The organism is Actinospica robiniae DSM 44927 (assembly GCF_000504285.1).
Classification (GTDB): Bacteria; Actinomycetota; Actinomycetes; order Streptomycetales; family Catenulisporaceae; genus Actinospica; species Actinospica robiniae.
The window spans coordinates 4651210-4674330 of sequence record NZ_KI632511.1; the positions used below are offsets into that span (position 1 = coordinate 4651210).

22 protein-coding genes are annotated in these 23121 nt (G+C 72.0%); 10 read left to right on the forward strand and 12 right to left on the reverse strand.

Annotated elements, in window-relative coordinates; all coding sequences use genetic code 11:
* Positions 1-246 precede the first annotated feature (246 nt).
* A complete protein-coding gene (locus tag ACTRO_RS19645; RefSeq protein WP_034265080.1) occupies positions 247-1107 on the reverse strand; it encodes an alpha/beta fold hydrolase in 861 nt (286 codons plus the stop codon).
* An 11-nt stretch (positions 1108-1118) separates the two neighbouring features.
* On the reverse strand, positions 1119-2081 hold the full coding sequence (locus tag ACTRO_RS19650) for a LysR family transcriptional regulator (RefSeq protein WP_034265083.1): 963 nt from the start codon (positions 2079-2081) through the stop codon (positions 1119-1121).
* A gap of 95 nt (positions 2082-2176) precedes the next feature.
* Between ACTRO_RS19650 and ACTRO_RS19655 the strand changes: the two genes are divergently transcribed.
* Positions 2177-3274 carry a YeiH family protein gene (locus ACTRO_RS19655; RefSeq protein WP_084316396.1) on the forward strand — a complete coding sequence of 366 codons (1098 nt, stop codon included), beginning with the start codon at positions 2177-2179 and terminating at the stop codon, positions 3272-3274.
* A 13-nt stretch (positions 3275-3287) separates the two neighbouring features.
* On the opposite strand, the gene ACTRO_RS19660 is transcribed toward ACTRO_RS19655, so the two are convergent.
* From ACTRO_RS19660 to ACTRO_RS19670, 3 genes are all read right to left on the reverse strand, one after another.
* A complete protein-coding gene (locus tag ACTRO_RS19660) occupies positions 3288-3797 on the reverse strand; it encodes an FBP domain-containing protein (protein ID WP_034265086.1) in 510 nt (169 codons plus the stop codon).
* Positions 3798-3855: 58 nt separating this feature from the next.
* The gene (locus ACTRO_RS19665) at positions 3856-4404 is read right to left on the reverse strand and encodes an MscL family protein (RefSeq protein WP_063628035.1); all 549 of its coding nucleotides are present in this window, start codon (positions 4402-4404) and stop codon (positions 3856-3858) included.
* A gap of 135 nt (positions 4405-4539) precedes the next feature.
* The gene (locus tag ACTRO_RS19670; RefSeq protein WP_051451080.1) at positions 4540-5901 is read right to left on the reverse strand and encodes a DUF2254 domain-containing protein; all 1362 of its coding nucleotides are present in this window, start codon (positions 5899-5901) and stop codon (positions 4540-4542) included.
* 166 nt (positions 5902-6067) lie between these two features.
* Between ACTRO_RS19670 and ACTRO_RS43585 the strand changes: the two genes are divergently transcribed.
* On the forward strand, positions 6068-7951 hold the full coding sequence (locus tag ACTRO_RS43585; protein WP_051451081.1) for an LCP family protein: 1884 nt from the start codon (positions 6068-6070) through the stop codon (positions 7949-7951).
* Between the two features lie 57 nt (positions 7952-8008).
* On the opposite strand, the gene ACTRO_RS19680 is transcribed toward ACTRO_RS43585, so the two are convergent.
* Positions 8009-8983, reverse strand: coding sequence for a zinc-binding dehydrogenase (locus ACTRO_RS19680; RefSeq protein ID WP_034265089.1), 975 nt, complete (start codon positions 8981-8983; stop codon positions 8009-8011).
* 46 nt (positions 8984-9029) lie between these two features.
* Positions 9030-10301, reverse strand: coding sequence for an NAD(P)-dependent malic enzyme (locus ACTRO_RS19685; protein ID WP_084316398.1), 1272 nt, complete (start codon positions 10299-10301; stop codon positions 9030-9032).
* A gap of 330 nt (positions 10302-10631) precedes the next feature.
* On the opposite strand from ACTRO_RS19685, the gene ACTRO_RS19690 reads away from it, so the two are divergent.
* Positions 10632-11195 (forward strand): CGNR zinc finger domain-containing protein, encoded by a 564-nt coding sequence (locus ACTRO_RS19690; protein ID WP_034265095.1) that lies wholly within the window; start codon positions 10632-10634, stop codon positions 11193-11195.
* An 84-nt stretch (positions 11196-11279) separates the two neighbouring features.
* Here ACTRO_RS19690 and sodX read toward each other — a convergent pair whose 3' ends face one another.
* Positions 11280-11609, reverse strand: a complete 330-nt coding sequence (gene sodX / locus ACTRO_RS19695; RefSeq protein ID WP_157436338.1) for a nickel-type superoxide dismutase maturation protease — start codon at positions 11607-11609, stop codon at positions 11280-11282.
* A 175-nt stretch (positions 11610-11784) separates the two neighbouring features.
* On the opposite strand from sodX, the gene sodN reads away from it, so the two are divergent.
* From sodN to ACTRO_RS19710, 3 genes are all read left to right on the forward strand, one after another.
* A complete protein-coding gene (sodN, locus tag ACTRO_RS19700; RefSeq protein WP_034265098.1) occupies positions 11785-12180 on the forward strand; it encodes a superoxide dismutase, Ni in 396 nt (131 codons plus the stop codon).
* A 256-nt stretch (positions 12181-12436) separates the two neighbouring features.
* A complete protein-coding gene (locus tag ACTRO_RS19705; RefSeq protein ID WP_034265101.1) occupies positions 12437-12838 on the forward strand; it encodes an ATP-binding protein in 402 nt (133 codons plus the stop codon).
* Complete coding sequence (locus ACTRO_RS19710; protein ID WP_245594428.1) at positions 12835-13734, forward strand: RNA polymerase sigma factor SigF; 900 nt, start codon at positions 12835-12837, stop codon at positions 13732-13734. The genes ACTRO_RS19705 and ACTRO_RS19710 overlap by 4 nt, the downstream gene beginning before the upstream one ends.
* 75 nt (positions 13735-13809) lie before the next feature.
* On the opposite strand, the gene ACTRO_RS19715 is transcribed toward ACTRO_RS19710, so the two are convergent.
* Complete coding sequence (locus ACTRO_RS19715) at positions 13810-14196, reverse strand: hypothetical protein (RefSeq protein WP_034265104.1); 387 nt, start codon at positions 14194-14196, stop codon at positions 13810-13812.
* An 85-nt stretch (positions 14197-14281) separates the two neighbouring features.
* Between ACTRO_RS19715 and ACTRO_RS19720 the strand changes: the two genes are divergently transcribed.
* Entirely contained in the window at positions 14282-15250 is a 969-nt protein-coding gene (locus ACTRO_RS19720) for a diacylglycerol/lipid kinase family protein (protein ID WP_034265107.1), read from the forward strand.
* A gap of 651 nt (positions 15251-15901) precedes the next feature.
* Positions 15902-16156: a WhiB family transcriptional regulator gene (locus ACTRO_RS19725; protein WP_034265110.1), complete on the forward strand. Its 255-nt coding sequence runs from the start codon at positions 15902-15904 to the stop codon at positions 16154-16156.
* A gap of 274 nt (positions 16157-16430) precedes the next feature.
* Here the strand turns inward: ACTRO_RS19725 and ACTRO_RS19730 are convergent, their stop codons facing one another.
* On the reverse strand, positions 16431-17930 hold the full coding sequence (locus ACTRO_RS19730) for a PAS domain-containing sensor histidine kinase (protein ID WP_034265113.1): 1500 nt from the start codon (positions 17928-17930) through the stop codon (positions 16431-16433).
* Positions 17931-17967: 37 nt separating this feature from the next.
* Here ACTRO_RS19730 and ACTRO_RS19735 point away from each other — a divergent pair, with 37 nt between their 5' ends.
* Both ACTRO_RS19735 and nagA read left to right on the forward strand, forming a co-directional pair.
* Entirely contained in the window at positions 17968-19257 is a 1290-nt protein-coding gene (locus ACTRO_RS19735) for an 8-amino-7-oxononanoate synthase (RefSeq protein WP_084316399.1), read from the forward strand.
* 45 nt (positions 19258-19302) lie between these two features.
* Positions 19303-20469: an N-acetylglucosamine-6-phosphate deacetylase gene (nagA, locus tag ACTRO_RS19740; protein WP_211244349.1), complete on the forward strand. Its 1167-nt coding sequence runs from the start codon at positions 19303-19305 to the stop codon at positions 20467-20469.
* 281 nt (positions 20470-20750) lie between these two features.
* Here nagA and ACTRO_RS19745 read toward each other — a convergent pair whose 3' ends face one another.
* Positions 20751-21536 carry a glucosamine-6-phosphate deaminase gene (locus tag ACTRO_RS19745; protein WP_034265116.1) on the reverse strand — a complete coding sequence of 262 codons (786 nt, stop codon included), beginning with the start codon at positions 21534-21536 and terminating at the stop codon, positions 20751-20753.
* Positions 21536-23077, reverse strand: a complete 1542-nt coding sequence (locus tag ACTRO_RS19750; protein ID WP_034265119.1) for a glycoside hydrolase family 3 protein — start codon at positions 23075-23077, stop codon at positions 21536-21538. Before ACTRO_RS19750 ends, ACTRO_RS19745 begins: the two co-directional genes overlap by 1 nt.
* Positions 23078-23121 lie beyond the last annotated feature (44 nt).

Genomic DNA, 23121 nt, shown 5'->3' on the forward strand with positions numbered 1-23121 from the left:
TATTGCGATGTACTGGGGCGCCCGGCTGATCGCCTGACGTATAGATCCAGAGTGCCATGCTTCGTCCGATTGCGGCGGCATTACGGTGTTTTTCTTAGCCTTCTCACTGACTTGTGATGCCGATGACGGCGCATTCGACCCATTTGCAGGATACGTAAATACCCACCATGAGTGATGGCACTGCTACTCACTGCCATGACACCAGGTCATGGCCGCGACCCGGCAGGCACCCCTAGTGACGAATCGTTACTCTGCGATGAACGAACGGACACGTTCCGTGAAGATCGCGGGCTCGTCCAGCCACGGGAAATGGCCGGAATCAGCCAGCTCGGCGCGGGTGCAGCGCGGCAGCGCCTCGGCGAGGGAGTCGACCGCCCAGCGCGGACGCGAGTCCCGGACGCCGCCGATGATCAACGTCGGGACCTCGAGCGCCCGGCAGCGCTCGATCAGGTCCGGCTCCGACCACGCCCGCATCTCCGCGTTGATCGGGTTCTTCACGTCATCGGCCGGGAAAAGCTCTCCGACCAGGGTGGCGGCAAGTCCCAGTGCGCGGTCCCGGTCGGGGAACTCGTGCGCGAACCTGAACTGCTCGAGCTCCCGCTCCTGCTCCTCCGTGCGTTCTGGGACGGCGCGCAGCTCCGCGATCCGCGCGGCGTACGGCTCGGCCGCCAACTGCGCCCGCACCCGGAACTCGTCGCGCCAGTCCGAGCTGACGCCTACGCCGGCGATGTGGACGAGCTTGCGCACCCGGTCCGTGTATCGAGGGTCCAGGGCGTACTGCAGGACGAGTGCCGCGCCGAACGAGTGCCCGAGCAGGGTGACCCGATCGAAGCCGTGATGCCGCCTGACCTGGTCGAGGTCGGCCAGGAAGCGCTCGATCGAGTACGGCGGCGACCACTGGCTGCGCCCGCTGCCGCGCTGGTCCCAGCGCACGACCGGGCCGAAGTCCTCGATCGTCCGGGCGATCGGGCCGAGCGTGTCCCAGAATCCGGGGCCGCCGTGGCACAGCACGAACCCGTGGCCGGGATCGATGGAGTCGTCGCCGCTGCGCACCGTCCATAGTGCGCAGCCGTCGTCAGCGGTGACCTGCTCGATCCGCTCATCCATGAAAGCCGACGCTATCGAGTCGTCCCGCGCCCGGCTACGGTCTGGAGCCTCGCGGCCAACGCGACCAGGTCACGCACCGGGCCGGACGGCGGCTGATGCGGCCCGGCCCAGATCGCACGCAGATCCCGGCCGAGGTCGAGCCCCTCGACCTGAACCCGCCGCAGTCGGCCGGCGGCGAGGTCCTCGCCGACCGCCAGCTCGCTGAGCACCGCGGGGCCGGCACCGGCCAGCACCGCGCCGCGCACCGCGACCGTCGTGGACAGCTCGAGCGCGGGCGGCGCCACGTTCGCCTCCCCGCCGAGCGCCTTGGTCAACGCCGCGACGTACGCCTCCCGAGTGCCCGAACCGGCCTCGCGTGCGACGAGCGAGACGCCGGCGAGCTCGACCGGGCTCAGCTCCCTGCGGCGACGCGCCCACGGATGGTCCGGCCGCACGACCAGGACCAGCGCGTCGTGCCCGATCACGCGATGCGCCAGATCGCTGGGCGCGCGCGGCCCTTCGATGAACCCCAGGTCCACCTCACCGGCTCGGACCTGCGCGATCACGGAGTCGCTGTTGGCCGCCGCGAAGACGAACTCGACCGGCCCCTGGCCGGCCTGCTCGGACTGCGTCCGCAGCGTGACGAGCCAGCCGGGCAGCAGGTGCTCGGCGATGGTCAGGCTGGCACCGACCCGCAGTTTCGAACGCCGGTCGGCGCGCAGGGCGGCGAGCCCTTCGTCGAGTTCGGCGGCGAGGCCGAGCAGGCGGGAGGCCCACTGCGCGACCAGCACACCGCCGGAGGTGAGGGTCGAGCCGCGCTTGCTCCGGACCACCAGCGGTATCCCGGTGCGGGCCTCGAGCGCGGCGATCCGGCTGGAGACGGCCTGCTGGCTCAGCCCCAGCTCACGCGCGGCGGCGCCGAGGCTGCCGGCGTGCGAGACGGCCAGCAGCACCTCGAGCGCGGCCAGGTCGGGCATCCGCGGACTCAACGCCATGTCCACAGGCTACCGCGGAAGACACAAGGTGGGCTTGTGACGTGGCAAGCACAACGCGGCTACCGCGCCCGCACTCATCGTCTGATCATGAATGTATGACCCCCTCCGATCGCGCGAGGACGGCGCAGCCGGCGATCCCGGCGACGTTCTCGCAGTTCGACGGCCTGCCCACGAAGCAGGCCGAATCCAGCACGCCGCAGGCCCACGCGAGCCCGGCCGCCCTCGTGCCCGGCCTCGCCGCGACCGCCGTGGCCGTGCTCGTCGCGTGGTCCGTCAACCGGCTCGAGCCCGCCTTCAGCCCGCTCACCTGCGCGGTGCTGCTCGGGGCGGTGGCCGCGAACGCGCGCCTGCTGCCGCGCGGCGCCGGGCCAGGCCTCGGCTTCGCCGGCCGGCGGCTGATGCGGCTCGGCATCGTGCTGCTCGGGCTCAAGCTCGCCCTCGGCGACGTGCTCGCCCTCGGCTGGGAGACGCTCGTCGTGACCGTGGCCGTGGTGCTGCTCACCTTCCTCGGCACGCAGTGGCTCGGCCGGCGGTTGGGGTTGCCGGGCGACCAGCCGCTGCTGGTGGCCACGGGTTTCTCCATCTGCGGCGCCTCCGCGGTGGCCGCCATGAACAGCGTCACCGACAGCGACGAGGACGACGTGGTCACCTCCGTCGCGTTGGTGACCCTCTGCGGCACGCTCGCGATCGTCCTGCTGCCGCTGCTGCATCACCCGCTCGGGCTGACGGACCTTCAGTTCGGCCGCTGGGTGGGCGCGAGCGTGCACGACGTGGGCCAGGTAGTCGCCACTGCGCAGACCGCCGGCCCGGGCGCGCTCGACCAGGCCGTGGTGGTGAAGATGATGCGGATCGCGATGCTCGCGCCGCTGGTCGCCGGCGTAGCGCTGACCCGGCGTCGGCGCTCCGCGCGGATAGAGCGGGTGCCTTCTAAGCACGTGGCCTTAGTGCCGCTGTTCGTGCTCGGCTTCCTCGCGATGGTCGGCCTGCGCAGCACCGGGATCGTGCCGACGCAGGTGGTCAGCGGGTCGCAGGACGCGGCGAACCTGTTGATGGCGGCCGGGCTGTTCGCCCTCGGCACCGCCGTGGACGTGCCGAGGCTCGCCCGCACCGGCGGACGAGCCCTCGCCCTCGGCCTGACCTCCTGGCTGCTCATCGGAGCCGCCGCCTACCTCGGTGTGCGGCTCACCACCTGACGAGCGGTCGGATTCAGACCGGCGCCTCGCCGAGCACGCTGCGGGTGAAGCCCTCCAGCTTCGCGCGCAGCCGCACGATCCTCTCGGCCGGATCCAGCGACTCCTCCATGAAGGTCGCCGCGTCCGACTTGAGGGTGCCCCGGACGTACCGGGAGCACTGCAGGTCGGCGCAGAAGTAGTTGCCGACCGAGTTGCCGTCGCGCCCGGCCGGACCGGCCTTGGGCGCCACGAAGTTGACCACTCCGCTGGAGGAGTGCAGGGTCAGGCAGATCGAGCACATGGAGCTGCGCACCAGGCTCTTGCGCTTGCTCTGCGGGTACCGCAGGGCGATGCCGACCGGCCCGTTCGTCCACGGCACCACGATGTAGGCCCGCTGCTCGGCCTTGGCGTCGCGCCAGCCCAGGAAGTCGAGGTGCTCCCAGTAGATCGCGTCCAGCGGGCCCGGCAGCGTGATCCGCTGGGCCTCGCCCTTCGTGCAGTTCACGAACGAGGCGCGCACCTCGGTCTCGGTGAGTGCTTCCATGCCCCTCACCCTAAAGGGGCAGGGAAGCGATCACTAATCCTTTTGGCCCAACCGCGAGCTACTCGGCGCCGGCGATGGCGGGCGTCTCGCCCGCGGACGCCCGGCCGCCGAGGGAGACGTCGCCGGGCTTGAGCGTCACCTTCGTCTCCCCGCCGCCGCCGAGCTCGATCGCGCCCGGGGTCTCCTCGATCAGCAGCTCGGAGTTCTCGTCGGTGATCGGGTCGACGTCCTTGCAGCAGTAGCTGCAGCGGGAGGCCTCGGCCGGTATCTGGCTCAGGCAGGCCGGGCAGGCCCGCTTGGCCTTGGCCAGGTCGTGGTACGGGTTCATGGCCTCGGCGACCTTGTTGATCGGCAGCACCACGAGGAAGTACATCGCGGCGGCGATCAGCACGAAGGTGATGACGTCGTTGATGAAGTCGCCGTAGGGGATGACGGTCGAGCCGACGGTCAGCGCCATCCCCGAGAACGCACCCTTGTGGCCTGCGATGATGCTGATGATCGGCGTGATGAAGGTCTCGACGAAGGCCTGGACCAGACTGCTGAACAGCGAGCCGATCACGACGCCGACGGCGAGGCCGATCATGTTGCCGCGGATGATGAACTTCATGAACCCGTGCACGGTCTTCCCCTCCAGGTACTGATATGGGTATCGCAGCGTGCTCCGGCCTCCCGAACCGGAGCGCGCGCAGTATCTCACAAGCCGACGTACTGTCACGTCTGTTGCTCGGCAAGGCAATCCGGCTCAGCCCTGCTCGACTCCGTGCAGCTCGAGCAGCTCTCGGTAGACCGCGTTGACGTCCGCCATGTCGGCCGGCTCGGCCACCGTCTCCAGCGCCAGCCGGTGGATCATCCGGCCCTGCGCGAGCAAAACGGGCAGCCGCTCCGGCCGGTGCGTCGAACGGGTGATGGCCACCAGCGCGTCGAGCTCGCGGATGATCACGGCGGGCATCCCGGCCGAGGCCTGGCGGACCTTCTCGAAGGCCCGGTCGATCAGCCGCTCGTACGAGATCGGCGCGGTGATCAGGCGGACCACGCCGCGCGAATCGCGCCGGACCGGGTCCGGGTCCCAGTCCCTGGCGATCCGGCACATGCACTCGCCGATCCAGTCGATGCAGGTCAAGGCGGTGAAGGTGTCGTTGACCGCGGCGGACAGGGCCCGGATCGCGATCTCGACCAGCTGGTCCACGGCGAACGCCACGTCCTGGGTGAGGGTCCGGTGCGGGCCGGTGATGTGCGAACCGCGCACCCGCACCCACCGCTCCACCGCGGGCGCGGCCTCGGCCGGCCACACGGTCAGCAGCGGGTGCCCGCGCACCAGGAAGTGGCCGGGCCGGTCGTGCAGCCTGAGCACGGCGTCGAGGCGTTCGGCGAGCTCGACCAGCCGGTCCCGGCGGACGAACTGGAGGTAGCCGCTCTCCGGCGCGAGCACCACTCCCCCGCCGCGGTCCATCGTGTCGTTGAGCCGTTCGAGCTCCACCTCGTCCCGCCCGCGCCCGTCGTGGCCGCGGCTGCCGTCCGTCTCGTGCTCCACCGCCTCGGCGAGGTCGCGCGCGATGCTGGCGATGACCTGCGGCAGCTGGATCATCACCGCGACGTGGTGGATGAAGTAGATCAGCACGCCCACGTCGACGAGGGTCAGCGCGAGCACGACCGTGATCGAGATGTGCGGCACGAAGGCGCCGTGCGCGCCGCCGCCGATGGCGGCCAGGGAGAGCATCGCGTAGACGAAGGTGGCGACGAACGAGCCGAGGGTCCACTGCGTGGCGCGGTCCCGGATGAAGTTGCGCAGCATCCGCGGGCCGAACTGGGTCGAGGTCAGGGTGAGCGCGACCAGGATGATCGAGAACACCACGCCGACCACGGTGATCAGCGCGGCGGCCAGCGTGGTCAGGATCTGCCGGGCGCCGTCCGCGCTGCCCGCGATGATCCAGGACGGCAGGTGCCAGCCGTGGGCGTACGCGATCGAATCGATCGACCGGGTGAGCGCGAACAGCGCAGCGGCGCAGACCGTGGCGCACGTCGGCACCAGCCACAGGTTGGTCCGGGCGGCCTCGGAGAGCCATCCCGAATCCGGTCGCACCCGGCGCCGCACGCGATACACCACCCTCCGGAGGCCGTCCTTATGTTCTCCAGAAGATCACAAGTCCGATGAGTTCGTCACTCCACGTCGCGCAGATCGCTACGCTCGGTGCAACCGGGTCCCCGGCGCGGCGCGTCGTGCACCCGCCGGCGCCGAGGGGCGAAGGTCTGGCTGGAAGGGCGTGGCGCGCATGGACGGAGTTCGCGGATACCCGCGAGAACAGCCGGACGACCTGTGGCGTCCGCCGAGCGAGACGGCGGAGCCGGCGGCGGGCGACCCGGACGCCGTCCCCTTTCCGCAGCAGCGCCTGTCCGCGCCCGCGCCGCCGCAGCCGCCCCGCGCCCCGCGGCAGCGGCGCCGGCCGCGCGCCACGCCGCGCACCACCCCGCTGACCCGACCGCCCCGGGGCCCGCTCTACGGCTCGCCGCTCGGCCCGCACGAGTCCTACCGGATCAACGAGGACCTCGACCTCGACGAGCTCGACCCGCGCGGCGGCGCGCGAGAGCGGGCGACCGTGAAGGCGGCGCTGATCCTGCAGCCGCGGCGGCGCCGGCGGCAGGTCTTCCGGATCACCAGCGGCGTCTGCGCCGTCATCGTGCTCACCATCGCCGGGCTCGGCACCTACGCCTACCAGCACCTGTTCGGCCAGGTGGCCACCGAGAGCCTGGACGCGCTGAGCAACCGGCCGGCCGCCTCCCGGGCGGACCGGTACGGGAACACGCCGCTCAACCTGCTGCTGCTCGGCTCGCAGACCCGCGACGGCCAGCACGGCTCGCACCTGGGCAACGCGAGCAAGCTCGGCACCGACATCTCGGACACGGCGATGCTGGTGCACATCAGCGCCGAGCGGAAGTGGGCCACGGTCGTCTCGATCCCGCGCGACCTGGTGGCGCCGCGGCCGCAGTGCCCGGGCCGCCTCGACCCCGCCCAGACCGTGCCGGCCGCGCAGTCAGCGATGTTCGACCTGGCCATGAACCTCGGCGGCCCGACCTGCGCGGTGGCCACGGTCGAGCAGCTGACCGGGATCCGGATCGACCACTTCGTGGAGATCACCTTCAACGCCTTCCAGGCTCTGACCGACGCGGTCGGCGGCGTCACCGTCTGCGTCCCGCCGCCCGGCATCAACGACCCCGACTACAGCGGCCTGGTGCTCTCGCCGGGCCTGCACACCGTCAGCGGCTCGCAGTCGCTCGCCTTCGTGCGGGACCGGCACGGCCTGGCCGACGGCACCGACCTGAACCGGATCCGGATGCAGCAGATGTTCGTCACCTCGCTGTTCAACAAGCTGGCCAGCGCGGGCACGCTGGGCGACCCGATCACGCTCTACCGCATCGCCAACGCCGTCACCAGCAATCTGACCGTGGACACCGGCTTGGACTCGCTCGACGCGATGGTGGGGCTGGCCGGGAGCGTGCAGAGCCTGCAGAGCCACTACATCCAGTTCATCACCGTGCCCTACGCCTTCGACCCGACCAACCAGAACCGGGTCGTCCCCGGCCCCGGCTTCGACCAGGTGTGGACGGACCTGCGTCAGGACACTCCCCTGCCCGGCTCGAACGCCGCCCGCGCCTTCGGCACGGCGCCCAAGGCCGCGTCCGGCCCGCCCGCGCCCACACCGACGCTCGCGCTGACCGGCACTCAGGTGGACGTCTACAACAGCACCCAGGTCCCGCACCTCGCGCTGTACGCGTCGCAGAACCTCACCGCGCTCGGCGTGGACGCGCGGGTGGAGCAGGGATCGCCGTTCGGCGCCGACCCCCAGACCCGGCTGCTCTACCCGGCCGGGATAGGGGCACAGGCGGACAGCCTGGCCGCGCGCTTCGGCGGGAGCGCGGCGGTGCAGCCGGTGCAGAGCGACTCGGTGCGCACCCTGACACTCGTGATCGGCGTCGATCCGCCGACGTCGCTCGTGGCCGAGCCGGGCGCGAGCGCGGGGACCCCGACACCCGACGGGTCGTCAGCCGGCTCCGCCGCACCCGCGCCGGATGCCTCGATCAGCGCGGAGAGCCGGTCCGGGGACGAGAACATCTGCTCGGACCTGCCGGGCACGGTCGGCTACGGCGGCCGGCCGTAGCGGTAGAGCCCGACGCCGGGCGGCCCGGAAAGCGGGCCGCCCGGCGTCCGGGGGATGTCAGAGCATGAAGACGATCTTGCCCACCAGGTCGCCCGCCTCCATCTTCGCGAAGCCCTCGGCGGCGCCCTCGCGCAGCGGCAGCACACTGTCGATCACCGGGCGCACCCCGGCGGTCTCGCAGAAGCGCAGCAGCGCGGCGAGCTCGTCCCGGGTGCCCATGGTCGAGCCGACCACCCGCAGCTGGTGGAAGAAGATCCGGGTCAGCGCGGCCCGCGGGTTCGGGCCCGAGGTGGCGCCGGAGATGACGATGCTCCCCTCCTCCCGGACCGAGGCGACCGAGTGCTCCCAGCTGGCCGCGCCGACCGTCTCCATCACCGCGTCCACCCGCTCGGGCAGCCGCGCGCCCGACTCGAAGGCCTGGTGCGCGCCGAGCTCGAGCGCGCGGGCGCGCTTGCCCTCGGAACGCGAGGTGGCCCACACCCGCAGGCCGGCCGCCCGGGCCAGCACGATCAGCGCCGTGGCCACGCCGCCGCCCGCGCCCTGCACCAGGACGGTGTCGCCCGGGCGCAGCCCCGACTTGGGGTAGGACAGCATCCGATAGGCCGTCAGCCAGGCCGTGGGCAGGCAGGCGGCCTCCTCGAAGGTGAGCGAGGCCGGCTTGGGCAGCAGGTTCCACCGCGGCACGGCGATCCGCTCGGCGAAGGTGCCCGGGTAACGCTCCGTCAGGATCGAGCCGCGCTCGCCCTCCGGCACCCCGCGGCCCTGCTCGCCGACCACGGCGTGGATGACGACCTCGTTGCCGTCCTCATCCACGCCCGCGCCGTCGCAGCCGAGGATCATCGGCAGCCGTTCGGCGGGCAGGCCGACCCCGCGCAGCGACCACAGGTCGTGGTGGTTGAGCGCGGCCGCCTTCACCGCGACGGTGGTCCACCCGGGCCGGGCGGCCAGCTCCGCCGGCTCGGGCAGCGGACCGGTCGCCAGGCCCTTGAGGGGCTCGTCCTTCTCGATGCTCTGTGCATACACGGCGTACATGCCAGGCACCCTACTCCGCGGTAACTACCGCGGTCAGCCCCGCCGGTCAGGCGGCCGTCGGCTCCGGCGTGTTCGCCGCCACGGCCGCCGCGGCCACCGCCGCCGCGACCGCCGGGGCCACCCGCGGGTCGAACGGCGAGGGGATGACGTGCTCGGGGTCGAGCTCGTCGGCCACGATCCCGGCCAGCGCGTCGGCCGCGGCCAGCTTCATCTCCTCGGTGATCTGCCGCGCCCCGGCCGCCAGCGCCCCGGCGAACACCCCGGGGAAGGCGAGCACGTTGTTGACCTGGTTCGGGAAGTCGGAGCGGCCGGTGGCCACCACCGCGGCGTACTTGCGGGCCACGTCCGGGTGGATCTCCGGGTCCGGGTTGGCCATGGCCGCGATGATGCAGTTCGGCGCCATCGTCGCCACCGCCGGCTCCGGCACGGTCCCGGCCGAGACGCCGATGAACACGTCCGCGCCGGCGAGCGCCTGCTCCAGCGAACCGCTCAGCCCGGCCCGGTTGGTCAGCTCCGCCAGCTCCTGCTTGACCGGGGTCAGGTCGGCCCGGCCGGTGTGCACGACGCCGCGCGAGTCGGCCACGGCCACGTCGCCGATCCCGGCGTGCACCAGGATCTTGGCGATGGCCACGCCCGCGGCCCCGGCGCCGGAGATCACCGCGCGCAGGTCCCCGAGCGTGCGCCCGGTCACCTTCGCCGCGTTGCGCAGCGCGGCCAGCAGCACGATCGCGGTGCCGTGCTGGTCGTCGTGGAAGACCGGGATGTCCAGGCGCTCGCGCAGCCGCCGCTCGATCTCGAAGCAGCGCGGGGCGGAGATGTCCTCCAGGTTGATCCCGCCGAAGGCCGGGGCCAGGCGCACCACGGTCTCGACCAGCTCGTCGGTGTCGGTGCAGTCCAGGCAGATCGGGACCGCGTCCACGCCGCCGAACTGCTTGAAGAGCACCGCCTTGCCCTCCATCACCGGCAGCGCGGCCAGCGGGCCGATGTCGCCGAGGCCGAGCACGGCCGTGCCGTCGGTGACCACGGCCACCGTGTGCGACTTCCAGGTGTAGTCCCGGGCCAGCTCAGGCTCGGCGGCGATGGCCTTGCACACCTGCGCGACGCCGGGGGTGTAGGCCAGGGAGAGGTCCGCGCGGTCGCGCAGCGGGACGGTCGCGGCGATCTGCATCTTGCCGCCGCGGTGCAGAGCGAACACGGGCGATTCGGCCGACTCGGCGTCGGCGCGGTGCGGATGGGGCACGGCGGTCTGCGCCGTTGTATCCGTTTCCCCGGTATCCGCGGCGTTCAGGGGTGTGGCGGTGGAAATGTGCCCAGGCATGTGAGGGAGTTTCCTTCTCGGCGTAGTCCGGATGTCCCCGCGTTCGCGGCGTCGAGGCATCGATCGGGTCTTGGGTGGACCGCCATCGTGTGGCTGCGCACGGCGAAAAGAGGGTGGACCGCCGCACGCGGTGGGCCAACCTTAGCGGCAGATCAACCGCCGGGTCACGGTTATCGGACTGCGACGTCCGCTACATCGGAGCACGGACGGTGCCCTTGCCAACTCCAGGATGTGGCGTACGGTAATGGCACATCGCCGCCGGGACCGCGTTCATCGCGTACCGTGGTGCAGACCCGATACCGACCCTGCTTCCCCAAGGGGGCAACAGCCATGGAACTCGCCTCCTACGCGGACCGAGCCGTCCACCTGGTCAACACGGCCGACCCGTATCGGCGTCGGGACGACCTGACCACGGTCGAGGACGCCCGGGCACTGCTGTCCAAGCAGGGCGCCTGCGGACGGCTCACGAACGTCGACGTGCAGGAGCTGCGCACCCTGCGCGACCGGCTGCGCGAGGTGTTCGACGCGGCCGACGCCGGCTCGCAGCAGCAGGCCGTGGACGTGCTCAACGAGCTGCTCGAGCTCTACCCGATCCGTCCGGCCATCTCCAACCACGACGGCTGCGACTGGCACCTGCACCTGGCCGAGGGCATCCCGACGACGTCGGCGGCTTACGCGGCCAAGGCGTGCATGGGCCTGGCGGTGCAGGCCACCGAGCTGGGCCTGGACCGGCTCGGCGTGTGCCAGGCGGCGCCCTGCCGGGACGTGTTCATCGACACCTCGACGAACCGCTCCCGCCGCTACTGCTCCGAGCGCTGCGCGACCCGCGCCAACGTCGCGGCCTACCGGGCCCGGCGCAAGGAGGCCGCCCTGGCCACCGCGGCCGCGGCCTGAGCGACGGCCTGAGACCTGACAGACCTCGCCTGACGGCGGTTCAGACCGCTCCTCCCCCGCGTGCGGAGGGCTTCTGAGCCGCCGTCAGCCGCGTGCGCCCCGGCGCAGCCGCAGCAGCACCCGGGCCAGCACCAGCTCGTCCGGGACCACGCCGAACTGCCGCGAATCGCCGGGCGCGTAAGGATTGTCCGCCAGCAGCCACCAGCCACCCTCCTCGCGCCGCGCGGCGCGCTTGAGCACGACCCGCTCCGGCAGCCGCGGATCGCGGGCCAGCACGGCGTCACCCGGACGTACCCGGGCCCCGTAGCGCACCAGTAGCCGGTCCCCGTCGTAGTAGGCGGGCACCATCGACACGCCGCTGACCACGGCCACGCCCAACGGGATCAAACCCGCATCCCGCCCAACAGCGCTCATGTCACCACCTCGCTGGCGCTCGGTAGGCGCATTCGCGGGCACACTGTGCTGAACGGTTCGCTCGCAAGCTCCCTCACGTCGCCACTCTAGATCCACACCTTCCCGGGCGACGGGAATCAGGGGGCAGTAGGCTCAGTTCGACGTATCAAGCGTTCAGCGTGAGAGGAAGTCATCCATGCGCATCTTCGCCGCGAAGACCACGGCCTCAGCCCATTGCGACCTGCCCTGCGGTGTCTACGACCCCGCCCAGGCCCGGATCGAGGCCGAGTCGGTCAAGGCGATTCAGGAGAAGTACCAGTCGAACGAGGACCCGGCGTTCCGCGCCCGGGCCGTTCTGATCAAGGAGCAGCGTTCCGAGCTGGTCAAGCACCACCTCGAGGTGTTGTGGAGCGACTACTTCAAGGCACCGCACTTCGAGAAGTACCCGCAGCTGCACACCCTGTTCAACGACGCGGTGAAGGCGGCGGGCGCCGGCGGCACCAAGGCCTCGAACGACCCGGCCACCGGCCAGCACCTGCTCGACCTGATCTCCCAGATCGACAAGATCTTCTGGGAGACCAAGCAGGCCTGAGCCCCACCCGGCTCCGACCTGGGGCCCGGCCAAGCGCGCCGGGCCCCGCAGTACGGTGAGGCGGACCACCCCGGACCGGCCCGGCGGGGCGTGGGTACGAGACACAGATGGTCCGTCCGGGGTAACTTCTACTCACGGAGCGGCGGCGACCGCGTACGATGCGTGCGGCCGTCGGCGTCCGGGCCCGGTCACGCGCGTGGGAGGCACAGTGGAACAGCGATCGACAACGGAGAGCGGCCCGAGTGGAGGAACCGCGGTGTTGTCCCCGGACGACTTCGTCGAGGTGAGCATCCCGGCGGACGGGGCCTACCTGTCCGTACTGCGCACCGCCACCGCGGGTCTGGCCGCGCGGCTGGACTTCACCCTGGACGAGATCGAGGACCTGCGGATCGCGGTGGACGAGGCGTGCGCGATGCTGCTGCAGCACAACCTTCCGCACACCAGCCTGACCTGCCGGTTCGACCTGGCTCCGGCCGAGCTGGCGATCACCGTGTCCGCGCCGACGGCGGACGGCAAGGCCCCGGCCAAGGACACCTTCGCCTGGACGGTCCTGACCGCGCTGGCCGGACAGGTGGAGGCGAGCGCCGGCGGGCCCGACCGCGTGGTCTCCATCACCATGGTCAAGCAGCGCGGCGGGGCGGAGACGACGGCAGCGTGACTACCGCACAGCGACCGATGACCCCGCCGACGCCGACCGACCCGCCGGGCCCCGCCGAGCCGGAAGAGGCCGACGTGCGGGCGCCCGAGGTGGGCCCGCAGCGCACCGCGGCGCAGACCGCGCGCAGCGCCGCCCAGGCCGCCACGCACGCCGAGGCCCGCGAGCTGTTCCGGCGGATGGCCGAGATGGACCCGCAGGACCCGGCCAGGGCCGGGGTGCGCGACCGGCTGGTGCGCATGCACCTGCCTCTGGTCGAGCACCTGGCCCGGCGCTTCCGCAACCGCGGCGAGCCGCTGGACGACCTGACCCAGGTGGCCACGATCGGGCTGATCAAGTCCGTGGACCGGTTCGACCCGCAGCGCGGGGTGGAGTTCTCCACCTACGCCACGCCGACCATCATCGGCGAGATCAAGCGGCACTTCCGGGACAAGGGCTGGGCGGTGCGGGTGCCGCGCCGGCTGCAGGAGCTGCGCCTGTCGCTCACCGCGGCCACCAGCGAGCTGTCCCAGCGCAACGGCCGCTCCCCCACGGTCAACGAGCTCGCCACGCACCTCGGGATCAGCGACGAGGAGGTGCTCGAGGGCCTCGAGTCGGCCAACGCGTACTCCACGCTGTCGCTGGACGTGCCGGAGTCGGGCGACGACGAGTCCCCGGCCGTGGCCGACTCGCTCGGCAGCGAGGACGAGGCGCTCGAGGGCGTGGAGTACCGGGAGTCGCTCAAGCCGCTGCTCGAGCAGCTGCCAGCCCGGGAGAAGCGGATCCTGCTGCTGCGCTTCTTCGGCAACATGACGCAGTCCCAGATCGCCGAGGAGATCGGCATCTCGCAGATGCACGTCTCGCGGCTGCTCGCCCGCACGCTCACCCAGCTGCGCGAGAAGCTGCTGGTGGAGGAGTAGGGCCGACACACGACGGCGCCCCGCACGCGAGCTCGCGTGCGGGGCGCCGTCGTGTGTGCGCGGGCGCGGATCCGGCTAGCGGGTGAGCACCTTGTGCGAGCCGGGGGCGAACAGCAGCGCGATCCCGGCCAGGGCGTAGAGGATCGAGACCACGCCGGCCACGTAGTAGTTCCCCTGGAACATCCAGTAGGCCACGCCGCCGATGAGCAGATGGGTCATCAGGGAGGGCGTGCGGGCCCAGGCGTGGCAGCCCAGCAGGCCGCGGGCGACCCACACGACACCGAGCCCGAGTGCGACGTAGATCACCGCGAGTGTGGCGGCCATGGACCGGCTGAGCGGGTGGCCGAACAGGGCATCGAAGAGCTCGACGACCCCGAACACGGTCAGCGCCGCGCCGGGCAGCGCGGTGACGGCGGCGGCGGCGGTGACGGTCGCCGGGCGGGGGGCATCGGGAGCGGGCACCCCTCGAGCCTATATCGCGCGCGTGCGGGCTCCGCGCCCGGGGCCCGGCGACGTAATACGACGGGATGCGGGTACGTTAAAGGGCATGTCGGACAAGCAGGCGCGCGGTCTGCTCATCATGAATCCCAAGGCGACCGCCTCGTCCGAGCGCACGCTCGAGGTGCTGGTCGGCGCGCTCTCCTCGGAGCTCGACCTGGCCGAGGAGCACACCCGCTACCGGGGCCACGCCGCCGACCTGGCCGCCGCGGCCGCGGCCGACGGGGTGGAGGTGGTGATCGCGTTCGGCGGTGACGGCACCGTGAACGAGGCCGTCACCGGACTGATGGCGCACGGCTCCGGCCCGCTGGACCGGCCGCGGCTGGCGATCGTGCCCGGCGGCTCGACCAACGTCTTCGCCCGCGCGCTCGGGCTGCCCAACCACGCGGTGGAGGCGACCGGCGCGCTGCTACGGATGCTGCGACGCCCCGGCGAGGCGACCCGGCTGGTCTCGCTCGGCGCGGTGCGCCCGGACGACGAGAGCCGGGAGCGGTACTTCACCTTCTCGGCCGGCTTCGGCTTCGACGCGGCGGTGGTCGGGGAGGTGGAGCGGCAGCGCGCGCAGGGGCGCAAATCGACGCACACGCTCTACGTCCGCTCGGCGCTGCGCGAGTACTTCCGGCGCACCGACAAGCGCAACGCCCCGATCACCGCGAAGCTGATGGACGGCAGCGCGCTGCCTGAACTTTTCATGGCGATCCTGGCCAACACCTCGCCCTGGACCTACCTGGGCAACCGTCCGATCGTGGCCACCCCGGAGGCCGGTTTCGACACCGGTCTCGACCTGTTCGGTCTGGCCAGCCTGGGCACCGTGCCGGTCTGGCAGACGGTCGGACGTCTGATCGCCAGCTCGTCCAAACTGCACCAGGGCCGGGACGTGGTTCTGCGGCACGACCTGCCCGAACTCACCCTGCTCGCGCACCGCCCCGTGCCCTTCCAGGTGGACGGCGACTACCTCGGACCACGCGAACGTGTGACATTCCGTAGTGTTCCGGCCGCACTGCGCGTCTTCGCGTGATGTACTGGAGGGGTGGAAAGCCGAGCGGCCTTCGAGCCGGCGGCGGACCCCGCACCGTGCCCTTGAAGTCGCATGCCGTGCCTCGCGCGCTGACCTTCGAAGACAAGGTGTGACCGAACCGACACCTGAGAATTTAAAATACTCCCCGGAAACCCTTGTGCTCCGCGATCGTCCCTGACAGGCTTGTTCACGGCCCTGAAACGTGGGCTGTGATCGCTCAATGCCGAGCGTGGACACAGACCCTCGGGTTTCCGGCCCACCAGCCTCCGTGCGTCACCTCCGGACCGCAGGCTCAGCCCGCGGTCCAAGGGAACGCCGATGCTCGTGAAAGCGTTCACATTCACAAGATCGCCCAGCCTGGAGCGGCTCGCGTCGCACGGCCGGAGAGCGTGAAGTGGAACCGGGAATACCGCGCGGCGGAACCGGCAACACGGTGTGGAGCAGAACCGGAACCATCGGATGGAACCGGGAACGTATCGCACGGCGTCGGCGTTTCTATGAAGCGTCGAAGTTTTGGCGTGACGCGCGACCCGCACCACCAGCACCACCCGCGTCACGGCACCGGCCGACACCCTCGGCCCGGCGCCCCCGAAGCACCGCACCACCGTTTCACTTGAGACTGATACGTCACTTCACGAAGGAGTAGGACCGATGAGCGACTGGCGCCACCGCGCCGCGTGCCGCGACGAGGACCCGGAGCTCTTCTTCCCCATCGGGAACACCGGGCCGGCACTGCTGCAGATCGAGGACGCGAAGGCGGTCTGCCGCCGCTGCGACGTGATCGACCAGTGCCTGCAGTGGGCCCTGGAGTCCGGCCAGGACGCCGGCGTCTGGGGTGGGATGAGCGAGGACGAGCGTCGTGCCCTGAAGCGCCGCGCCGCCCGGGCCCGTTCCCGGATGGCCTGAAGATCTTCCGCCGACGAGCGGCCCCGCCGCTCGTGACCAGCGCAGTGCACTGACCGCAGGGCATTGAGCACAACTGAACCAGCATCACCTCGAGTATCAAGGTCGCAGACCCGACCCGCGGGCGCGGCCGTCGCCGAGCCGCCCGGGCAGCTTTTCGCCCCGGGTGGCGCAGGGGAGGGAACCGTCCCTCTCCGGGCCGTATCCGGCCCCGGTTCGACGAGCCGCGCGATCGCCCCCGGGGGAACGCACCGGCCGGCCGTCACGCGGCCGAGCTCTACAAGCATGGCAAGTCGATCGAGACGATGGTCCCACCGTCGTCTCGATTTCGCATGTCGAAGCTCCCGCCCAGTTCGCCCTGCACCAGAGTCCTGACGATCTGAAGTCCGAGATTCCCCGCCGTGTGGGGGTCGAAACCAGCCGGCAGCCCCCGGCCGTCGTCGACCACGTTGATGGTCAGATTCTTCGGCGCCCGCAGGGCCGTGACCTCCAGCAGGGTGCCGGCGCCGCCGTCGAGCCCGTGCTCGAAGGCGTTCTGCAGCAACTCGGTCAGCACCATCGCGAGCGGCGTGGCGATGTGCGCGTCCAGCACGCCGAAGGTGCCCACCCGGCGCGGGCGCACCTGTCCGGCCACGACCCCGCCCGCGGTGGTGGCGGTCGAGGCGGAGGCGGAGAAGTCGGCCACCATGGCCAGGACCCGGTCGGCGATCTCGTCGAACTCGACCCGCTCGTCCAGGGTCTGCGACAGGGTCTCGTGCACGATCGCGATCGAGCCGACCCGGCGCACCGCCTCGTGCAGCGCCGCCTTGCCGCGCGGCTCGTCCAGCCGCCGCGCCTGCAGCCGCAGCAGCGCCGCGACCGTCTGCAGGTTGTTCTTGACCCGGTGGTGGATCTCCCGGATCGTCGCGTCCTTCGTCATCAGCTCGCGGTCGCGCCGGCGCAGCTCGGTCACGTCGCGCACCAGCACCAGGGCCCCGATCCGCTCCCCCGCCGGGTTCAGCGGGATCGCGCGCAGCCGCATCGCCGCGCCGGCCGCGTTGGCGAACTCGGTGTCCCTGGCCTTGCGTCCGCTGGCGGCCTCGGCCAGCGCCTCGTCGGTCGGCCCGGAGCTCGGCACCGCGAGCGCCGCGCACAGCTTGCCCAGGTGCGCCCCGATCAGCTCGCTGGCCAACCCCATCCGGTGGAAGACCGAGACCGCGTTCGGGCTGGCGTAGGTGACCAGGCCGTCGACGTCCAGGCGGAGCATGCCGTCGCCCACCCGCGGCATCGCGTCGAGGTGGCTGCGCGAGTTGGGCAGCGGGAACCGGCCGGTCGCGATCATCTGGGCCAGATCGGAGGCGGTCTGCAGGTAGGTCAGCTCCAGCCGGCTCGGGGTGCGCGCGGTGAGCAGGTTGGTGTTGCGGGCGATCACCGCGATCACCCGGTCGCCCCGGCGCACCGGGATCGACTCCACCCGCACCGGCACCGCCTCGCGCCACTCCGGGTCGCCCTCGCGCACGATCCGGCCCTCGTCCAGCGCCTGGTCCAGCAGCGGCCGCCGCCCGCGCGGCACGACGTGGCCGACCAGGTCGTCCATGTACGAGGTGGGCCCGGTGTTGGGCCGCATCTGCGCGACCGCGACGTACTGCGTCTCGTCCGCGGTGGGCGCCCAGAGCACCAGGTCGGCGAAGGAGAGGTCGGCCATGATCTGCCAGTCGGCGACGATCAGGTGCAGCCACTCCAGGTCTTCGGGCTGGAGGCTGGTCTGCTCGCGGACGAGATCGTTCATCGAGGGCATGCGCCCAGTATCGCTGATCGTGCGAGAGGATCTTGCCATGAGCGAGCTTGCGAGCGAATCGTTGAACACAGTGCGCGAGCGGCCGGCAACCCGCCGACGAGGCTGCGACGCAAGAGATTCGTGGGACTGGCTCGACGTGAGGGCCGCCGATAGAGAAGCCGCTGGTCTTCGCCGCCGGCTGTGGACCCGCGAGGCCGGCCACACGTTGGTGGACTTGGCCGGCAACGACTACCTCGGTCTCTCCAACCACCCCGAGGTGAGGGCGGCGGCCGTGAAGGCCGTGCACACCTGGGGTGTGGGCTCGACCGGCTCACGGTTGGTGACGGGGACGACGGCCGAGCACACCGGCTTCGAAGAGGAACTCGCGGAGTTCCTGGGGGCCGAGGCCGCGCTCGTCTTCTCCTCGGGCTACCTGGCGAACCTGGGTGTCGTCACGGCTTTGGCCGGCCCCGAGGACCTTCTCGTCTCGGACGCCCAGAACCACGCCAGCGTCATCGACGCCTGCCGCCTCTCCGGCGCCCGCCGCGCGGTGGTGGAGCACTGCTCCCCGACGGCCGTCGATCGGGCCCTGATGGCGGCCGAGGAGACCAAGCCGTACCGCCGCGCCTATGTACTGACCGAGTCGGTCTTCTCGGTGGACGGCGACGTGGCCCCGCTGGCCGCGTTGGCCGAGGTGTGCCGCGCGCACGGCGCCGTGCTGCTCGTCGACGAGGCGCACGGGGTGGGCGTGCACGGGCCGGGCGGCCGCGGCGGCGCGTACGCGGCCGGGCTCGCCGGTGCACCGGACGTCCTGCTGACGGTGACGCTCTCGAAGTCGTTCGGCTCGCAGGGCGGCGTCGTCCTCGGGCCGCGGCGGGTGATCGACCATCTGATCGACACCGCGCGCGGCTTCATCTTCGACACCGCTCTCGCGCCGGCCAGCGTCGCCGGTGCCCGGGCCGCGCTGCGGGTGCTGCGCGCGGAGCCGGAGCGGGCCGAGCGGGTGGCGGCCAACGCCTTGCGGCTGCACCAGATCGCCCTTGAGGCGGGGCTCCCGGCCAGCCGACCGTCCGGCGCCGTCACCTCGGTGGTGCTGGGCGACGCGGAGCGGACGCTCGCCGCGGCGCGGATGTGCGCGGAGAACGGGGTGCGGGTGGGCTGTTTCCGGCCGCCGTCGGTGCCGGACGGCCTCTCGAGGCTGCGGCTGACCGCCGGCGCGGACCTGTCGGAGTCCGACTTCTCCCGGGTTCGCGCGGTTTTGGACCTGATTCCGCAGGGCCGCGGGACGGCGGCCGAAACTGGTCCAGACCAATGCGTCGAGAGGTCTGGACAACGTTCAGTGGTCTAGTCCACAATGGGCGCTGGTTCACTGGTGCCCATCTGGAGGAAGCGCGTGAGGATCTCGGCGCGGCGCGCGGTCGTCGACGGAGAGCTGACCGGTCCGGTCACGATGACCGTCGACGACCGGATCATCACCACCGTCGAGCCCTACGCCGACCCGGAAGCAGACATCGTACTTGACGAAGGGGTGTTGACGGCAGGTCTGGTGGACATCCAGATCAACGGCGCCTTCGGAGTCGATTTCGCGGCCGCGGACGAGGCCGGCTGGGACCGGGTGGCCGCCGCGCTCCCGGCCACCGGAGTCACCTCGTTCCAGCCCACCCTGATCACCGCGCCGCTCGACCGGCTCATCGCCGGCCTCGACACCGCCACCGAGGCGCGCGACCGCCAGGAGGACGGCCCCTACGCCCGGATCCTCGGCGTGCACCTCGAAGGCCCCTGGCTCTCCCCGCTCAAGAACGGCGTGCACGAGGCCAGGTTCCTGGCCCAGCCCACCGCCGAAGCCGTCGACCGGCTGCTCGGCGCCGTCGGCTTCGACATCCTCACCCTGCTCACCCTGGCCCCCGAGCTGCCCGGCGCGCTCGAGGCGACCCGGCGGCTGACCGCGGCCGGCGTGCCCGTCTCCATCGGCCACACCGACGCCACCGCCGTCCAGGTGGGGGCCGCCGCCGACGCCGGGGCGACGCTCGTGACGCACATCTTCAACGCCCAGCGCGGGCTGGCCCACCGCGAACCGGGCGTCCCCGGCGCCGCCCTGGCCGACTCCCGCTACCGGGTCGGCCTGATCGCCGACCTGCACCACGTCGCCGCCGAGATCTGCACCCTGATCTTCCGCGCCGCCCCCGGCCGGGTCGTGCTGGTCACCGACGCCATCGCCGCCGCCGGCATGCCCCCCGGCGGCTACGTGCTCTCCGGCATCCCGGTGACCGTCGGCGAGGACGGCGTCCCGCGCAACATCGACGGCACCATCGCCGGCTCCGCGCTCACCCTGGACCAGGCCGTGCGCAACATGATCGGCCTCGGCCTGCCCGTCGCCGCCGTCATCGAGGCCGCATCCCTGGTGCCCGCCGACGCGATAGGCCGCACCGACCTCGGCCGCATCGCCCCCGGTGCGCGCGCCGACCTGGTCCACTGGACCGAAGACTTCCATCCAGCCCGCACCTGGGTGGACGGCCGGGAGTTCCCGGCGTTCGTGGGAACCGGGGTGGGGCGGGTTTGAGGGTCCCGTCCCGCTCCTTCCTACGGCCCCGCCTACGCGCTTGCTTCGCTGCGCGCTACGGCGGGGCCTTGTACGTTCGGGACGAGCAGTTTCCTTGCGGGGCACGGCCCCGCGCCCCGCGCCGGGGACACCCCGGACCCCGCGCGTGGGGTGGGAGGGTGGTCGGCAGCGATGGCGGCTGACGGGGCGACTGACGGGGCGGCTGGTGGGGTGTGAATGCGGGCTTTGGGTACGACACCGCCCCGCACTGAAGGCGGTGCGGGGCGGGGGCTTCGGGAGGCCTATAGGCCTTGCCAGGCCGGCTTGGCGGCGTAGGTCGCGCGGAAGTAGGGGGCGAGCTTGAGTTGGGCGGCCGCGGGCTCGTCGACGACGAGGGTGGCGTGGGGGTGCAACTGGAGGGCTGAGGCGGGGACGACGGCGGCGAGGGGGCCCTCGACGGTCGCGGCGACGGCTTCGGCCTTGCCGGCGCCGGTGGCCAGCAGGACGAGGTGGCGCGCCTGCAGGATGGTGCCGATGCCCTGGGTGATCACGTGGTGCGGCACCTCGTCGAGCGAGTCGAAGAACCGTGCGTTGTCCTCGCGGGTCTGCGGCGTCAGGGTCTTGATCCTGGTGCGCGAGGCCAGCGAGGAGCAGGGCTCGTTGAAGCCGATGTGGCCGTCCGTGCCGATGCCGAGGATCTGCAGGTCCACGCCGCCGGCGGCCTGCAGCTGCTGCTCGTACGCGGCGCAGGCGGCCGGGATGTCCTCGCTGGTGCCGTCGGGGCCGGTGAACGAGTCGAGCCCGAGCCCGAGCGGCTCGAGCACCTCGCGGGCGATGACGGAGCGGTAGGACTCCGGGTGCCCGGCCGGCAGGCCCACGTACTCGTCGAGCTGGCACACCCGCAGCCGGGAGACGTCGAGGTGCGCGGGGCCGGCCACGCGGGCGGCCAGCGCACGGTAGATCGGCAGCGGCGTCGAGCCGGTGGCCACGCCCAGCAGCGCGTCCGGCTTGCGGGCGATCAGCGCGGCGATCGCCTCGGCGATCAGCTCGCCGCCGGCCGCGGCGTCGGGGACGATGACGACTTCCATCAGTGCTCGCTCTTCCTGTTGGTCAGCAGTTCGGCGGCGGCCTGCCCGCTCACGCGGGAGCCGCCGTGGGTCAGCACGTCCGCCAGATCCCCGTGCGGCAGGCCGAACTCGACCACCACCGCATCCGGGCGGGCGGCCTTGACGGCCTCCACCGCGCGCCGCATCCACAGGTTGCGGTGCAGGTCGCGCACGCACAGCAGGAGCGGTCGGGCGGCGGCGCGCTCGAGCAGCGGGGCCAGGTCGATCTGCGCGTCCTGATCCACCACCGGCGCAACCATCAGGCCCACCGTCTCCGTGCCCTTGGTGGGCGCGGGGATCTGCTCGACGGTGGTGTCGGGCAGCAGCTCGGCCAGGGGTTCGGCCAGGCCCCACGGGGTCGCGTCGTCCACGGCGAGGGAGACCACCGGGGAGAACTCGGCCACGTGCGGGGCCGCTGTCAGCGGCTTGACTTCGCTGCGGACGGCTATCGCGCGCCGGGCCGCTTCCAGCCCCACGGCGCGGTCCGCCGTCGCGCCCGCGGTGGCCTCGCGCACGGTCCGGGACCAGCGCGCCACGGCCCGGTTGCGCTCGGCCGCCTCGTGCAGCCGCTCGGCCGAGAGCCGGCCCTCGCGCACGGCCCAGACCAGCGCGTTGCGCAGGTACAGGTACTCGTCCTCGTCGGCCGGGCTACCGCCCCAGCACAGCGCGTCGCAGCCGGCCACGACCGCCTTGACGGTGCCCTCGGCCACGCCGTAGCGTCCGGAGATCGCGCCCATGTCGATGCCGTCGGTGACGATCACGCCGTCGTAGCCGAGCTCTTCGCGCAGCAGTCCGGTCAGGATCCGCGGCGACATGGTGGCGGGCAGCTGCGTGTCGTAGCGCGGGAAGAGGATGTGCGAGGTCATGATCGCCTTCGTGCCCGCCTCGATGGCGGAGCGGAACGGCGCGAGGTGCAGCAGCTCCAGGGCCTCGTCGTACTCGACCATGGGCAGGCCCAGGTGCGAGTCGCCCGAGGCGTCGCCGTGGCCGGGGAAGTGCTTGGCCGTGCCGATCACGCCGACCGACTGCAGGCCCCTGATGTACGCGGCGGTGTGCCGGGCCACCAGCTCGCTCTCGGCGCCGAACGAGCGCACCCCGATCACCGGGTTGTCCGGGTTGGCGTTGACGTCGGCGCAGGGCGCGTAGTTGAAGTTCACGCCCACCTCGAGCAGGTCCAGCCCGATCGAGCGGCCGACCGACTCGGTCAGCCGGATGTCGTCGACCCGGCCCAGGGCCAGGTTGCCGGGGTAGGAGGAGCCTTCGCCGATCTCCAGCCGGGTGACGTCCCCGCCCTCCTCGTCCAGGGCGATCAGCACGTCCTCGTCGGCCTCGCGCAGGCTCGCGCACAGGGCCGCGGTCTGGGCGCGGTCGGCCAGGTTGCGGGAGAAGAGCACGAGCCCGCCGAGCTCCCTGGCCTCGAGCGCGCGCAGCACCCAGGCCGGAGCCTCGGTGCCGGGCGCGGCCATCTGCAGTACGGCGCCGGCATCCCGGGTGAGCTCCGCCAGCGCGCCGTGGTTCGGCATGCCACCATCCTCGTCAGTGATTTAGTAAGGAAGCTTAACCGGGA

Excerpts from the sequence above, each read along its gene's own strand:
- ACTRO_RS19645 (WP_034265080.1), bottom strand. The coding sequence starts at position 1,107 with ATGGATGAGCGGATCGAGCAGGTCACCGCTGACGACGGCTGCGCACTA.
- ACTRO_RS19650 (WP_034265083.1), bottom strand. The coding sequence starts at position 2,081 with ATGGCGTTGAGTCCGCGGATGCCCGACCTGGCCGCGCTCGAGGTGCTG.
- ACTRO_RS19655 (WP_084316396.1), top strand. The coding sequence starts at position 2,177 with ATGACCCCCTCCGATCGCGCGAGGACGGCGCAGCCGGCGATCCCGGCG.
- ACTRO_RS19660 (WP_034265086.1), bottom strand. The coding sequence starts at position 3,797 with ATGGAAGCACTCACCGAGACCGAGGTGCGCGCCTCGTTCGTGAACTGC.
- ACTRO_RS19665 (WP_063628035.1), bottom strand. The coding sequence starts at position 4,404 with ATGAAGTTCATCATCCGCGGCAACATGATCGGCCTCGCCGTCGGCGTC.
- ACTRO_RS43585 (WP_051451081.1), top strand. The coding sequence starts at position 6,068 with ATGGACGGAGTTCGCGGATACCCGCGAGAACAGCCGGACGACCTGTGG.
- ACTRO_RS19680 (WP_034265089.1), bottom strand. The coding sequence starts at position 8,983 with ATGTACGCCGTGTATGCACAGAGCATCGAGAAGGACGAGCCCCTCAAG.
- ACTRO_RS19685 (WP_084316398.1), bottom strand. The coding sequence starts at position 10,301 with ATGCCTGGGCACATTTCCACCGCCACACCCCTGAACGCCGCGGATACC.
- ACTRO_RS19690 (WP_034265095.1), top strand. The coding sequence starts at position 10,632 with ATGGAACTCGCCTCCTACGCGGACCGAGCCGTCCACCTGGTCAACACG.
- sodX (WP_157436338.1), bottom strand. The coding sequence starts at position 11,609 with ATGAGCGCTGTTGGGCGGGATGCGGGTTTGATCCCGTTGGGCGTGGCC.
- sodN (WP_034265098.1), top strand. The coding sequence starts at position 11,785 with ATGCGCATCTTCGCCGCGAAGACCACGGCCTCAGCCCATTGCGACCTG.
- ACTRO_RS19720 (WP_034265107.1), top strand. The coding sequence starts at position 14,282 with ATGTCGGACAAGCAGGCGCGCGGTCTGCTCATCATGAATCCCAAGGCG.
- ACTRO_RS19725 (WP_034265110.1), top strand. The coding sequence starts at position 15,902 with ATGAGCGACTGGCGCCACCGCGCCGCGTGCCGCGACGAGGACCCGGAG.
- ACTRO_RS19730 (WP_034265113.1), bottom strand. The coding sequence starts at position 17,930 with ATGCCCTCGATGAACGATCTCGTCCGCGAGCAGACCAGCCTCCAGCCC.
- ACTRO_RS19735 (WP_084316399.1), top strand. The coding sequence starts at position 17,968 with ATGAGCGAGCTTGCGAGCGAATCGTTGAACACAGTGCGCGAGCGGCCG.
- ACTRO_RS19745 (WP_034265116.1), bottom strand. The coding sequence starts at position 21,536 with ATGGAAGTCGTCATCGTCCCCGACGCCGCGGCCGGCGGCGAGCTGATC.
- ACTRO_RS19750 (WP_034265119.1), bottom strand. The coding sequence starts at position 23,077 with ATGCCGAACCACGGCGCGCTGGCGGAGCTCACCCGGGATGCCGGCGCC.